Origin of the sequence: Jiella soli (assembly GCF_020615385.1) — a bacterium.
Lineage (GTDB): Bacteria > Pseudomonadota > Alphaproteobacteria > Rhizobiales > Rhizobiaceae > VKMB-3413.
Window position 1 is genome coordinate 26569 of record NZ_JAJAVB010000019.1, and the last position, 13589, is coordinate 40157.

Here is a 13589-nt window from a genome sequence, read left to right on the forward strand (position 1 = left end):
ATCAGCTCGAAACTACGAAGACCGGAAACGAGGCGGGACGGCGCGGCGCGCCATCCCGTTTGAGCCCGCCGCTTACTTGGCGAGGATGTCGTCGACCTGCTTCTTCAGATCGCCATAGCCGAGCTTTTCGTAGACGCCGGCGGTCGCTTCCTTGAAAGGCGTCACGTCGATCTCGTCGATCGAAAGACCTTCCTTCTCCATCTCCGCATCAACCTTGGCGACGGCGTCCTGCGTCCCCTTGGAGGCGAAGTCGCCGGCGGCGAGCGCCTCTTCCTTAAGGATCGTCTGGTACTCCTGCGGCAGCTGGTCGAACCACTGCGCACTGGTCACGAGGCCGGTGATCAGGCCGATATGGCCGGTCTTGGTGTAGTGCTTGGCGACCTCGTAGAGCCGGGCGCCGTAGACCGCGGTATCCTGCGCCTCGGCGGCGTCGATGGCATTCTGCTGCAGCGCCGGATAGACCTCGCCCCAGCCCATCGGGGTGGGCGTCGCGCCCATCGCCTTGATCGTCTCCATCCAGACCGGCGCGCCCGGCGTGCGCATGCGCACACCGTTGAGGTCGGCCGGCTTCGACACCGGGTTCGCGGTCAAGACGTTGCGCTGGCCCTGCCACCAGTTGAAGGACAGGATCTGGTGGCCCGACGTGTCGTGCAGCTTCTTCGTCCACTCGGCAAAGAGCGGCGAGGTCACGACCTTGCGGTAGCCGGCGAAGTCGCCGGCGAGATAGGGGCCGCCGAGGACGCCGAAATCATTGACGAAGACCGCGAGGCGGCCGGGATCGACGACCACGGCGACCGGCGCCCCGGCGCGGGCCTGTTCGAGGACGTCCTCGTCCTTGCCGAGCTGCGAACTCGGGAAGATGCGGACCTCCACCTTGCCGTCGGTGCGCTCGGCGACCTTGTCGCGGAACTGCTCGAGGCCCTTGTAGATCGGGTCCTCCTGGGTCAGCGCGGTCGAGACGTTGAGCTGATAGTCCTGTGCGGACGCCTGGCCGGCCGCAAGGCCGGTGACGAGGCCGGCGGCCACAAGCGCGCCGGCGATTTTCGAAATGATCGTCATGGAACCTCCCGTTCTCGCGCGGCGGCTCTCCCGTGCCGCGCTTGTCATGGACGACTTGTATGGTAGTATGAAAGCTCCGGAATGCAAGCGGTTTGTGGGCAATGATGAAACTGGACGAGAAGGCGCCGATCGCCCCGCAGATCTATACGGGGCTCCGCCAGGCGATCATCCGGATGCGCTTCATGCCGGGTCAGGCGCTTTCGGAGAAGGAGATCGCGAGCCTCTTCGGCTCCAGCCGCCAGCCGGCGCGCGAGGCGCTGATCAAGCTCGCCGAGGCGGGGCTCGTCCGGATCCTGCCGCAGCGCGGAAGCTACGTCGTCAAGGTCTCGCCGCGTGCCGTCGGCGACGCGCGCTTCGTGCGCGAAGCGGTCGAGGTGGCGGTCGCACGCACCGCCTGCCGGATCGCGTCGGACAAGTCGCTCGCGGGGCTCGGCGACCTCGTCCGCCGGCAGTCGGAGGCGGCGGCGGCCGGCGACAACGATCTGTTCCTGACCCTCGACGAGGCCTTCCACCGCGGCCTTGCCGAGGCGGTCGACTGTGCCGAGGCCTGGCGTGTGGTGGAGAACGGCAAGGCGCAGATGGACCGAGTGCGCTATCTGAGCCTGCCGGAAGCCTCGCCGATGACGCTCCTGATCGAGCAGCACGAGGATATCCTCAATGCGATCCGCGCCCGCGATGCGGAGGCCGCCGCCGCGGCGATGCGCATCCATCTCCGCGAAATCCTCCTCGCCCTGCCGCGGCTGGCGGCACAGCGGCCGGAACTCTTCGACGACGAGGCGCTGCCGGCGCATGCCGAGGATCTCCGCGCCGCGCTGGGCCGCGCCGGACCCACCCTGCCGGGCGGAGACGAGACGGCGCCGATTGCGGCTGCCGGGTCCCGCGTGCCCGACCGCACGCGATAGGCCGAGGCGCAGACGCACGCCGCCTGCGCCGCGGCGAATGCCAACCGGGATTTCGTCGGAAGGAGGCCCCGGCCCGGAGAGACGGCCTGCGAAACAGGCTCCCGGAAGCAGGCGATGGTGACGCGACCTCGACCGGGGCGTGACGCGGTGGCCGCCCGCCTGTAACCTGCTCCTCGAAGACATCGGCGAGACAAGTCCGGCGCTCATCAAGCCGGCCGCCGCCTGGGGAGAGAGACGATGCAGAGCCGCGCGGCCGTCCTTCACGCAATTCCTGCCACCCGGCCCTATGCGCAGTCGCGCCCGCTGGTGCTCGAGACGGTCGAGCTCGACCCGCCCGGCCCCGGCGAGGTCCTGGTGCGCATTGCGGCCGCCGGCCTCTGCCATTCCGATCTCTCGGTGATCAACGGCGACCGGCCTCGGCCGGTGCCGATGGCGCTCGGCCACGAGGCGAGCGGCATCGTCGAAAGACTCGGCGATGGCGTCACCGACCTTCGGCCGGGCGACCATGTCGTGATGGTCTTCGTGCCTTCCTGCGGCCATTGCGCCCCGTGCGCCGAAGGCCGGCCGGCACTCTGCGAACCCGGCGCCAAGGCCAATGCCAGCGGCGAGCTTCTGGCCGGCGGCCGGCGCATCCACCTGAACGGCGCGCCGGTCTCGCACCATATCGGCGTTTCGGCCTTCGGCGAGTTCGCCGTCGTCTCACGCCGCTCGCTGGTGCCGATCGACCGCGAGGTGCCGCTCGACCACGCCGCCCTCTTCGGCTGCGCCGTCCTGACCGGCGTCGGCGCCGTGGTCAACACGGCCGCGATCAGGCCCGGCCAGACGGTGGCGGTGATCGGCCTCGGCGGCGTCGGGCTGTCGGCGGTTCTCGGGGCGCTCGGCGCCGGGGCGGCGGAAATCATCGCCATCGACGTCAATCCCGACAAGCTCGCCATTGCCCGCGAGCTCGGCGCCACGGCCGTCTTCGACGCAGCCGATCCGGACACGAGCGGCGCCGTCCGCGAGCGCACGCGCGGCGGGGTTCACGCCGCGATCGAGACCGCCGGCGTGCCGGCCGCCTTCGACCTCGCCTATCAGGTGACCCGGCGCGGCGGCCAGACGGTGACGGCGAGCCTCGCCAATCCGGCCGCGCGGCTCTCCCTGCAGCAGGTCGGCCTCGTCGCCGAGGAGCGCACCATCCGGGGCAGCTATCTCGGCGGAGGCGTGCCCTCGCGCGACATTCCCGCCTACATCGCGCTCTTTCGCCAGGGCCGCCTGCCGGTCGATCGCCTGCTGACCAGCTCCGGCCCGCTCGACGACATCAACGCCGCCTTCGACAGCCTCGCCGAGGGCAAAACGGTCCGGCACATCATCCGCATGGAGGTCTAGGCCCCGCGGCGGGCGCGCGACACGCGGCAACCGGCTCGCCGAAGATTGACAGAAGACGTGCTGGCCGATCACGCTTCGATCGGTCTATCGTCACGATCGACAGAAGAGGCGCGATCCGTTCGGGGATGGGTACGGTGCTCGCACAATCTCACGACATGCTGCTGGTCGGGGCGTCGCTGGCGGTCTCGCTGATGGCGAGCTTCACAGGCCTGTCCCTGACCCGGGGCATATCGGCCCTGCCTGCGGCCCAGCGAAAGACCAGGGTGGCGATGGCCGCCGTCGCGCTCGGCGGCGGCATCTGGTCGATGCATTTCGTCGCCATGCTCGGCCTGACCCTGCCGATCCTCTTCTACTACGATGCGCTGATCACGCTGATCTCTGCGCTCGTCGCCATCCTGATGGTCGGTGTCGCGCTGCTCGTCCTCCATTTCCTGCCCCGGACCCGGCGCACGGTCACGGCGGCCGGGGCGATCGTCGGCCTCGGCATCGCCGCCATGCACTATATCGGCATGTCCGGCATTCAGCTCTGCACGGCGGTCTATACGCCGGCCGCCCTCGCCCTCGCCTGGGCCGCATCCGTCGGGCTCGGCATCGGCTCGTTCCGGATCATCCACCACAGGCGCAGGCGCCAGAATCTGGCGCTCGGAACGCTCAGCCTCGGCATCTCGGTCTTCGCGGTGCATTTCATCGCGATGGGCGGAACCGGCTTCACCGCGACGATCTCCGCCGCGACGGACGGGCCGCTGCTCGACAATGCGACGCTGGCGATGATCGTCACCGTCGCGGCCTTCGTCATCTGCGGCGCCTTCCTCTTGACCGGCGTCGGCTTTCTTCCGGAGGAGGCAGACCAGGGGCCGATTTTTGCGGCGGCGCCGGCCGATGCCGCATTCAGGCCGGTCCAGGCCGCATCAGAGCCGGCCGTGGGACAGGAAGGCGCTCTTGCCGCGCAGAGACCGGGCGATCCCGGCGAAGCCTCGGCAGGTCAAAGCGCCTCCAGCGACGGCGAACCGGGAGCCCTCGCCCCGTCCCCTCTCCAGCTCGGATCATCCATCGCAGCGCCGGGAGATTCGACAGTGGCCACGGCCGCTGAATCCTTCGCCACAGGCGGGACGGACCCGCCTCCCAATCCGCAGACCGGCGTCGTGGGCCGGGGATTTTCGGCGCCGGATAAGCCGACGGACAAGGAGCCCCAATCGGATCCGATGCCGCCGGCCGCCACCGAGCGCCTCGCCGCGGCACGGGTGCCGTTCGAGCGGGAAGGCCGCACGCTTTTCGTGGATCGCTCGGCCATCGCCGCCGTCAGGGCGGAGGGCCATTACACCACCCTTTATGTCGACGGCCAGGAACTCTTCTGTCCCTGGTCGATCACCGAGGCCGCCGCGCGGCTGCCCGAACCGTATTTCGTGCGCGCTCACCGCAGCTATCTGATCAATGTCGGCCACGTCACCGGCTTCGAACGGCGCAAGGACAACGGCATCTGCCTCCTCGCCAAGGCCGGTGCGCTCGCCGCCGTGCCGGTCAGTCGCGGGCGCCTGCCCGCCGTGCGCCAAGCGCTGGGTGTCTGACGGGCGGGCGGCAAAAAGCCCTGCATCGAACGATCCAGCGCCGAAGGGCTTGATGATTGGTTGGCCGATCGTCGGCGCTTCCATTTGCCATTCCCGCGCCCCGTCCGGGGAATGACCACCCGTCGATGTTCGCGATGATCATTCCTCGCAGATACCTCTGCGCATCGAGCTCGCCGAACCCGGTTTTTACCGAAACACGCGAATGCCGCGGGCACTGAGTCTCCGGCCTGGCAGCCCGGCCACAACCGCTCGCCAGCGGGCAGACAACCGGCAGGCCGAGCCCGCCCGAGCGCCGACACGAGACACCCCCCGGCGGCCCTTCGAGTATGCCCGTGACGTCGCGTTCCGTATGAAATCCTTACAATTTCGCGTTTCGTGCAGGCGGTTCGCAGTTCGTGAAAAGCTATTCTGGATTGGTTCCAGAGTTGGCCGCCCCGGCGCGGACAGGTGCATAGTCCCAGCATGAAACGAGCGCGGGAGACGCTCGCGCATTGGGAGGAGTGACGGCGCCATGATTCCAGCGGCGTTCGAATACCATCGGCCATCCGATCTTCAAGCGGCGATCGCGACGCTTCGCGAATTCGGCGACGAGGCGCGCGTCGTTGCCGGCGGCCACAGTCTGATCCCGATGATGAAACTTCGGATGGCGGCCATCGCCCATCTCGTCGACCTCTCGGGGATCGGCGAGCTGAAGGGCATCCGGATCGACGGCACGCGCGTGACGATCGGCGCCACCACCACCCAGCACGAGCTGATCGCCGACAAAGCGCTCGGCAGGACCGCGCCGATCCTGCGCGAAGCGGCGCTCCAGATCGCCGACCCGCAGGTCCGCTACATGGGCACCGTCGGCGGGAACGTCGCCAATGGCGACCCCGGCAACGACATGCCGGCGCTGATGCAGTGCCTCGACGCCACCTATACGCTGGTCGGGCCGGACGGCAGCCGCGAGGTGAAGGCACGCGACTTCTACGAGTCGGCCTATATGACGGCGCGGGCGGACGACGAGATCCTGACCGCGATCCGTTTCACTGCCGAGGGCGGCGGCTACGCCTATGAGAAGCAGAAGCGCAAGATCGGCGACTATGCGACCGCCGCTGCCGCCGTCAGCCTGCGCAAGGACGGCGGCAGCTGTTCGGCAGCCGCGATCGCGATGACCAACCTCTCGGACGTCCCGGTCTTCGCCGAGGCTGCCGGCAAAGCCCTTCTCGGCACGAGCTGCACGGCCGCCGACATCGGCCGCGCGGTCGAGGCCGCGCTCTCCGTCATCGAACCCACCGCCGACAATCGCGGGCCCGTCGAGTTCAAGCGCCATGTCGCCGGCATCATCGTCCGCCGCGCCATCGAGCGCGCCTGGTCGCGAGCCTGAGGAGACTGTCATGTCCAAGATGCATCTGTCGCTGACGGTGAATGGCGAGACGCACGAGATCCTCGCCGAACCGCGCGAACTCCTGATCCATGTCCTGCGCGAGCGGTTGAACCTCACCGGCCCGCATATCGGCTGCGAGACGTCGCATTGCGGCGCCTGCACGATCGACATGGACGGGCGCTCGGTGAAGTCCTGCACGGTCTTCGCCGCCCAGGCGAACGGCGCCGAGATCACCACGATCGAGGGCCTCGGCTCGCCGGGCGCGCTGCATCCCCTGCAAGAGGCCTTCCGCGAGCATCACGGCCTGCAATGCGGCTTCTGCACGCCGGGCATGATCACCCGCGCCCATCGCCTGCTCCAGGAGAATCCGAACCCGACGGAATCCGAGGTGCGGATGGGCATGGCCGGCAATCTGTGCCGCTGCACCGGCTATCAGAACATCGTCAAGGCGATCCTCGCCGCCGCCGCCGAGATGAACGCCGTCAAGGAGGCCGCAGAATGAACGAGATGACCCCGCCGACCCGCGAGGAGCGCACCGCCAAGCTGAAGGGCCTCGGCTGCTCGCGGAAGCGCGTCGAGGACGTGCGCTTCACGCAAGGCAAGGGCAACTATGTCGACGACATCAAGATGCCCGGCATGCTCTATGGCGACTTCGTGCGCTCGCCCTATGCCCATGCCCGCGTCAAGTCGATCGACACCGAGGCGGCGTTGGCCGTGCCCGGCGTCGTCGCGGTCCTGACCGCCAAGGACCTCGCCCCGCTGAACCTCCACTGGATGCCGACGCTCGCCGGCGACAAGCAGATGGTGCTCGCGGACGGCAAGGTGCTGTTCCAGGGCCAGGAGGTCGCCTTCGTCGTCGCCAACGACCGCTATGCCGCCGCCGACGCGGTCGAGCTCGTCGTGGTCGATTACGAGGAACTTCCCGTCGTCACCGATCCCTATAAGGCGCTGGAGCCGGACGCGCCGGTGCTGCGCGAGGACCTTCAAGGCCAGACCTCGGGCGCGCATGGCGAGCGGCGCCACCACAACCACATCTTCCTCTGGGAGGCAGGCGACAGGGAGGCGACCGACCAGGCGATCGGCGCCGCCGAAGTGGTCGCCGAGGAGACGATCTACTACCACCGCACCCATCCCTGCCCGCTCGAGACCTGCGGCTGCGTCGCCTCGATGGACAAGGTCAACGGCAAGCTCACCGTCTACGGCACCTTCCAGGCGCCGCATGTCGTGCGCACCGTCGCCTCGCTCCTCTCCGGCATCGAGGAGCACAACATCCGCGTCGTCTCGCCCGATATCGGCGGCGGCTTCGGCAACAAGGTCGGCGTCTATCCCGGCTATGTCTGCTCTATCGTTGCCTCGATCGTCACCGGCAGACCGGTGAAGTGGATCGAGGACCGGATGGAGAACCTGATGGCGACGGCCTTCGCCCGCGACTACTGGATGAAGGGCCGTATCTCGGCGACGAAAGAGGGCAAGATCACCGGCCTTGACTGCCATGTGACCGCCGACCACGGCGCCTTCGACGCCTGCGCCGACCCCACCAAGTTTCCGGCCGGCTTCTTCAACATCATGACCGGCTCCTACGACATCCCGACGGCCTATGTCGGCGTCGACGGCGTCTACACCAACAAGGCGCCGGGGGGCGTCGCCTATCGCTGCTCCTTCCGGGTGACGGAGGCGGCGTATTTCATCGAGCGGATGATCGAGGTCCTGGCGATCGAGCTCGGCATGGACGCGGCCGAGCTTCGGCGGATCAACTTCATCCGCAAGGACCAGTTCCCCTACCAGTCCGCGCTCGGCTGGGAATATGATTCCGGCGACTATCACACCGCCTGGGAGAAGGCGCTGAAGGCCGTAGACTATGACGGCCTGAGGCGCGAACAGGCGGAGCGCGTCGAGGCGTTCAGGCGCGGCGAGACGCGCAAGCTCCTCGGCATCGGGCTCACCCATTTCACCGAGATCGTCGGCGCCGGCCCGGTCAAGAACTGCGACATTCTCGGCATGGGCATGTTCGACAGCTGCGAGATCCGCATCCATCCGACGGGGTCAGCAATCGCCCGGCTCGGCACGATCAGCCAGGGCCAGGGCCACGCCACCACCTTCGCCCAGATCCTGGCGTCGGAGATCGGTCTTCCCGCCGATTCGATCACCATCGAGGAAGGCGACACCGACACCGCGCCCTACGGCCTTGGCACCTACGGCTCGCGCTCGACCCCGGTCGCCGGCGCCGCAACTGCGATGGCCGGCCGCAAGATCCGGGCGAAGGCCCAGATGATCGCGGCCTATCTCCTCGAAGTCCATGACGGCGACCTCGAATGGGACGTCGACCGCTTCGTGGTGAAGGGCGCGCCGGAGCGCTTCAAGACCATGAAGGAGATTGCCTTCGCCTCCTACAACCAAGCGATCCCCGGCCTCGAGCCGGGCCTCGAGGCGGTCAGCTATTACGACCCACCGAACATGACCTATCCCTTCGGCGCCTATATCTGCGTGATGGAGCTCGACGTCGACACTGGCGTCCACGAGGTCCGGCAGTTCTACGCGCTCGACGACTGCGGCACCCGCATCAACCCGATGATCATCGAGGGCCAGGTCCACGGCGGGCTGACCGAGGCCTTGGCGATCGCGATGGGCCAGGAGATCGCCTATGACGAGATCGGCAACGTCAAGACCGGCACCTTGATGGACTTCTTCCTGCCGACAGCCTGGGAGACGCCGCACTACACGACCGACTTCACCGAGACGCCGAGCCCGCATCACCCGATCGGCGCCAAGGGCGTCGGCGAAAGCCCGAATGTGGGCGGCGTGCCGGCCTTCTCCAACGCCGTCCACGACGCCTTCCGCGCCTTCGGGCTGCGGCAGGCCCACATGCCGCACGACCACTGGCGGGTGTGGAAGATCGCCCATGATCTCGGCCTGCACGGCTAAGGGATTGCGGGGCGGCCCCGCGCCGCCCCACCACGGATACCGGGCCATGACAGACTGGCAATCTCTCAAGGACGCGCTCGCCGCCGAGGGCTACATCGCCTCCGACGAGCTGGCCATGGCGCTCTTCATCGCGTTGACGCTCGGGCGCCCTCTGCTTCTCGAAGGCGCGGCCGGCGTCGGCAAGACCGAGGTCGCGCGCACGCTCGCGGCGGTGAGGAACACGCGGCTCATCCGCCTGCAATGCTATGAAGGGCTCGACGCCGGCCACGCCATCTACGAGTGGAACTACCAGCGCCAGCTGCTCGCCATCCGCGCCGCGGCCGAGGGCGGCGAGACCGGCCGCGCCGTCGAAGCCCGCATCTTCTCCGGCGAGTTCCTGCTCGAACGCCCCCTCCTCCAGGCGATCCGGCAGGAAACGCCCCCGGTCCTGCTGATCGACGAGATCGACCGCGCCGACGAGGAATTCGAGGCCTATCTCCTCGAGATCCTCTCCGATTTCCAGATCACAATTCCCGAACTCGGCACGATCGCGGCCGTCAGCCGGCCGCATGTGATCCTCACCGCCAACGGAACCCGAGACCTTTCCGACGCGCTGAGAAGGCGCTGCATCTACGCCCATGTCGACTTTCCGAGCCGGGAGACGGAGCTTGCCATCCTCGCCGCGCGCTGCCCGAACCTCGAGAAGCGGCTCGCCGGGCAGATCGTCGGCTTCGTCCAGGCGCTGCGCAAGGAGGAGCTGGAAAAGACCCCGGGCATTGCCGAGACGCTGGACTTCGCCGCCGCGCTCGCCGGCCTCGGCGTCAACGATCTCAGTGCCGATCCAGCCGTCCTCCAGGCGACGCTCTCGACGCTCCTGAAGACACGCGGCGACCGGGCCACAGTGCCGACGGAAGTCGCTCAGCGGCTGGCGGGCGGCGCGGCATGAGCCGGATCACCCGTTTTGCCGCTCGCGATCCCGGCCCTGCCGCGCGCCTATCCGGCTTCATGGCGCATCTGAGGGAGAACGGCCTGAAACCCGGTGTCCACGAGACCGCCACCGCCCTCGACGCCCTCGCCCATGTGCGAGCGACCAGTCCCGAAGAAGCCCGCCTCGCGCTGAAGGCCGTCTGCTGCGGGACGGCCGAGGACGCCGCCCGCTTCGACGGCCTCTTCGACGCCTATTGGCGAAATCTCGGACGGGTGCGCGAGAAGGTCCTGCGGGAGGATGGCGCGGCAAGAAAGTTCCGGACGCGGACGAGCGGCGAGACCGCAGGAGAGACCGCTTCCGGCCCAGGCCGGGCCGACAGTCCGGATGACGGGCAATCCGACGGTGAGACCGCGGCGGAAGGGACCGGAAGGCTCGTCGCCAGTGAGGCGCGAAACCTCATGAAGACGGACCTGCGAGAGGTCGTCGATCCGCGCGACGTCGCAGCCGCCGAAGCGATCGCGCGCCGGCTTGCGGTGGCGATCGCCGACCGCCGGTCGCGCCGCCGCCGCGCCGCCAGGACCGGCGAACGGATCGACTTTCGCCGGGTGATCCGCAAGAGCCTTGCCACCGGCGGCGAGCCGATCCGGCTCTTCCACCGCAGAAGGCCGGACCGGCCGGTGCGACTGACCGTCCTTTGCGACGTTTCCGGCTCGATGATGCTTTATGCCCGGATCTTTCTCGCCTTCGTCTCCGGCCTCGCGCGGGCTGACGAGACCGTCGACGCCTATCTCTTCCACACCAGGCTCGTACGGATCACCGAGGCGCTGCGCGACGACGACCCGCTGCGGGCGCTCAACCGGCTGACGCTGCTCGCCGAGGGCTTCGGCGGCGGCTCGAAGATCGCCTCGAACCTCGACCGCTTCGCCCGGACCTATGCCCGTCGCCTCGTCTCCGGCCGCAGCGTCGTGATCATCCTGTCCGACGGCTACGACACCGACCCACCCGAGGCGATGGCGGCGGCGCTGAAGCGCCTGAAGATGCGGGGATGCCGGATCGTCTGGCTGAACCCGCTCCTCGGCTGGAAGAGCTACGAGCCGGTCGCGCGCGGCATGGCGGCAGCGCTGCCGAGCCTCGATCTCTTCGCACCGGCCAACACGCTGGCCGCGCTCGCCGCGCTCGAGCCGGAATTCGCAAGACTGTGAGGGAAACGGTGATGCCGCGTTCCGATTTCGACCAGGCATTCGATCGCCTCGCCAGCGAGCGCAGGCCTTTCGCCGTGGCGACCGTGGTGCGCACGGTCGCGGCGACCGCCGCCAAGCCGGGGGCCAAGGCCATCCTCCTGCCGGACGGGACGATCCTCGAAGGCTGGATCGGCGGCGGCTGCGCCCGCTCGGCCGTGGCCAAGGCGGCGGCGGAAGCGCTCGCCGACGGCCAGCCGCGCTTCGTCAGCCTGATGCCGGAGGAACTGCTCGCCGCCGAGGGCGTCGCGGCCGGCGAGGAGCGCGAAGGCGTGCGCTTTGCCCGCAACCGCTGCCCGTCCAAGGGCTCGATGGACGTCTTCGTCGAGCCGGTCCTGCCGCGGCCGGAGCTCGCGATCTGCGGCGAGAGCCCTGTGGCGCTGGCGCTCATCGACCTCGCCGCGCGGCTGGACATGGCGAGGACGCTCTACGCTCCCGGGCTCGCCGCAGCGAAGGCATCGGCCGCCGATCGGGTCGTCGACGGCTTCACCTTCGACGTCGGCGGGACGAGCGACCGCTACGTCGTGGTCGCGACACAGGGCAAGGGCGACGAGGCCGCGCTGCGCGCCGCCCTTTCGGCGGGCGCCTCCTATGTCGCCTTCGTCGGCAGCCGCAAGAAGTTCGCCACCCTTCGCGAGCGGCTCGCCGCGGCCGGCGTCTCCGCCGAGGATCTCGCCCGGATCCGCTCGCCGGCGGGCCTCGACATCGCCGCGATCACGCCGGACGAGATCGCGCTGTCGATCCTCGCCGAGATCGTCGCGCACAGGCGTGCGGGCGCGCGGTCCGCCCCCTCCGCCGTCCCCGCCGGAGAGACGGAGCCCGGTGCCGCGGGCTGAGGATACCCACCGGACGGAAGCTGCGTCCGTCGCAGCTGGAAATCCGGCTACAGCCCGTCGGCCGGCGGCTCGCGCGGCGCTGACGCCGGCTCCGCTGCCGGCCTACTCCCCGGTCGGCCGCTCCGCATACCAGGCGGCGACCGCCGCGATCTGCTCGTCGGTCATCTGCTCGGCGATCGGCCGCATCAGGTGCGAATACCCCGTGCCGCCGCGCGTTCCCTCCTTCCAGAGATGGAGATGGGTCTCGGTGTACCAGGCCGGCTGTCCGGCGAGATAGGGATAGTGCTCGTTCTTCGTTCGCCCGCCCCGGCCATGGCAGCTCTCGCAGGCGGGGATCTTGCGAGCGGGGATGCCGCTTTCGGCGACGAGCCGGCCGAGGGCGAGAAGCGCTTCCCTCTGCGAGGGTGCGCCCCCTGCCGCGGCGCTCACTGGTACGAGATTGCCGCCGCGCGCCTCGACCGGCAGGATCTGGGCAGGAATTCCATCCGCCGTCTGCTGGCCGGATGCGGGGGCCGCCGACGTGGGAGGGGTTTGCGGACCGGCCGGCTGCTCGGAATACCACTGTGCAAGACGGTCGAGGACCGCGTCGGAATAGCGCCGCGCCGGCGGCTGCATGAAGCCGGAATGGCGGAGCCCTCGCGAAAACGCCTTCAGGGTCGCCGCCAGATAGGGCGCCGGCTGGCCGGCAATGACGGGAAAGGCGTTTGCGGCCGGACCTTCTCCACGGCCGAGCCCGTCGCGACCATGGCAGCGCGCGCAATCCGTCAGAGCCTCTTCGAAGATGCCGTCCATGGCCGCGAGCGTCTCGCCTCCCGCCTGCAGTTCCTGGCGCTCACTGCCCACACCGAGCGCGAGTTCGCCATAGCGCTCGCGCGACAGGCCCGGCAGGGCCCTGAGGAACGCGACCTGCGCCCAGACCTCGTCGTCGCGCATCTGCGCCGGCCAGGCCGGCATGCCGGTGTATTTGATGCCGTGCTTGACGATCCAGAAGAGCTCCCGGTCCTCGTATTCCCGGACCGTCTCCTCCAGGCGCGGCGGATGCGGCGTCATCGACAGGACGACGGGCGATCGCGGCACGCCCGGCGCGCCATGGCAGGGCGCGCAGCCGGTGGCGAAATGCCCGGCGGCGCGCTGGACGAGCATCGGGTCCGACAGGTCCATGTCTTCGGGAACGCGGACGAAGAGCGATTGGTGGTCGGCCGCGTTCTGCATCGTCCAGTGCAGGAACCAGCCCCAGGGCGCGAAATGACCCGAGGACGCCCGGATCGGGACCAGGCCGGAGAAGCCGACGGCGAAGGCGAGCGCGAGGATGCCAGCGGCGCCCGCCGCGATCCGCTTCCAGGTGAGGACGAAGGCGATGCGCGTCTTCATCGGGCGCCTCCGCGAAGGAACGGCCGCCCGGGACCTCGCGTCAGTACTGTGCGGC

11 protein-coding genes are annotated in these 13589 nt (G+C 69.0%); 9 read left to right on the top strand and 2 right to left on the bottom strand.

Annotated features, from left to right (window positions below; translation table 11 throughout):
- Positions 1-72: 72 nt before the first annotated feature.
- The gene (locus tag LH400_RS10980) at positions 73-1059 is read right to left on the bottom strand and encodes a C4-dicarboxylate TRAP transporter substrate-binding protein (RefSeq protein WP_229152727.1); all 987 of its coding nucleotides are present in this window, start codon (positions 1057-1059) and stop codon (positions 73-75) included.
- 101 nt (positions 1060-1160) lie between these two features.
- Here LH400_RS10980 and LH400_RS10985 point away from each other — a divergent pair, with 101 nt between their 5' ends.
- From LH400_RS10985 to LH400_RS11025, 9 genes are all read left to right on the top strand, one after another.
- Positions 1161-1961, top strand: a complete 801-nt coding sequence (locus LH400_RS10985) for a GntR family transcriptional regulator (protein ID WP_229152728.1) — start codon at positions 1161-1163, stop codon at positions 1959-1961.
- Between the two features lie 237 nt (positions 1962-2198).
- Positions 2199-3329, top strand: a complete 1131-nt coding sequence (locus tag LH400_RS10990) for a zinc-dependent alcohol dehydrogenase family protein (RefSeq protein ID WP_229152729.1) — start codon at positions 2199-2201, stop codon at positions 3327-3329.
- 134 nt (positions 3330-3463) lie between these two features.
- Positions 3464-4894 carry an MHYT domain-containing protein gene (locus LH400_RS10995; RefSeq protein WP_229152730.1) on the top strand — a complete coding sequence of 477 codons (1431 nt, stop codon included), beginning with the start codon at positions 3464-3466 and terminating at the stop codon, positions 4892-4894.
- A gap of 511 nt (positions 4895-5405) precedes the next feature.
- Positions 5406-6260, top strand: a complete 855-nt coding sequence (locus LH400_RS11000; protein ID WP_229152731.1) for an FAD binding domain-containing protein — start codon at positions 5406-5408, stop codon at positions 6258-6260.
- A 10-nt stretch (positions 6261-6270) separates the two neighbouring features.
- Positions 6271-6762: a (2Fe-2S)-binding protein gene (locus LH400_RS11005; protein ID WP_229152732.1), complete on the top strand. Its 492-nt coding sequence runs from the start codon at positions 6271-6273 to the stop codon at positions 6760-6762.
- Positions 6759-9182 (top strand): aerobic carbon-monoxide dehydrogenase large subunit, encoded by a 2424-nt coding sequence (locus LH400_RS11010; protein WP_229152733.1) that lies wholly within the window; start codon positions 6759-6761, stop codon positions 9180-9182. Before LH400_RS11005 ends, LH400_RS11010 begins: the two co-directional genes overlap by 4 nt.
- Before the next feature lie 46 nt (positions 9183-9228).
- Positions 9229-10107, top strand: coding sequence for an AAA family ATPase (locus LH400_RS11015; protein WP_229152734.1), 879 nt, complete (start codon positions 9229-9231; stop codon positions 10105-10107).
- Positions 10104-11291, top strand: a complete 1188-nt coding sequence (locus LH400_RS11020; RefSeq protein WP_229152735.1) for a vWA domain-containing protein — start codon at positions 10104-10106, stop codon at positions 11289-11291. The genes LH400_RS11015 and LH400_RS11020 overlap by 4 nt, the downstream gene beginning before the upstream one ends.
- Before the next feature lie 11 nt (positions 11292-11302).
- Positions 11303-12163, top strand: coding sequence for an XdhC family protein (locus LH400_RS11025; RefSeq protein WP_229152736.1), 861 nt, complete (start codon positions 11303-11305; stop codon positions 12161-12163).
- 102 nt (positions 12164-12265) lie between these two features.
- Here the strand turns inward: LH400_RS11025 and LH400_RS11030 are convergent, their stop codons facing one another.
- Entirely contained in the window at positions 12266-13534 is a 1269-nt protein-coding gene (locus LH400_RS11030; RefSeq protein ID WP_229152737.1) for a c-type cytochrome, read from the bottom strand.
- Positions 13535-13589 lie beyond the last annotated feature (55 nt).

Coding starts and splice junctions, on each gene's coding strand:
- LH400_RS10985 (WP_229152728.1), top strand. CDS start 1,161: ATGATGAAACTGGACGAGAAGGCGCCGATCGCCCCGCAGATCTATACG.
- LH400_RS11015 (WP_229152734.1), top strand. CDS start 9,229: ATGACAGACTGGCAATCTCTCAAGGACGCGCTCGCCGCCGAGGGCTAC.
- LH400_RS10990 (WP_229152729.1), top strand. CDS start 2,199: ATGCAGAGCCGCGCGGCCGTCCTTCACGCAATTCCTGCCACCCGGCCC.
- LH400_RS11025 (WP_229152736.1), top strand. CDS start 11,303: ATGCCGCGTTCCGATTTCGACCAGGCATTCGATCGCCTCGCCAGCGAG.
- LH400_RS11005 (WP_229152732.1), top strand. CDS start 6,271: ATGTCCAAGATGCATCTGTCGCTGACGGTGAATGGCGAGACGCACGAG.
- LH400_RS10980 (WP_229152727.1), bottom strand. CDS start 1,059: ATGACGATCATTTCGAAAATCGCCGGCGCGCTTGTGGCCGCCGGCCTC.
- LH400_RS11010 (WP_229152733.1), top strand. CDS start 6,759: ATGAACGAGATGACCCCGCCGACCCGCGAGGAGCGCACCGCCAAGCTG.
- LH400_RS11030 (WP_229152737.1), bottom strand. CDS start 13,534: ATGAAGACGCGCATCGCCTTCGTCCTCACCTGGAAGCGGATCGCGGCG.
- LH400_RS11020 (WP_229152735.1), top strand. CDS start 10,104: ATGAGCCGGATCACCCGTTTTGCCGCTCGCGATCCCGGCCCTGCCGCG.
- LH400_RS11000 (WP_229152731.1), top strand. CDS start 5,406: ATGATTCCAGCGGCGTTCGAATACCATCGGCCATCCGATCTTCAAGCG.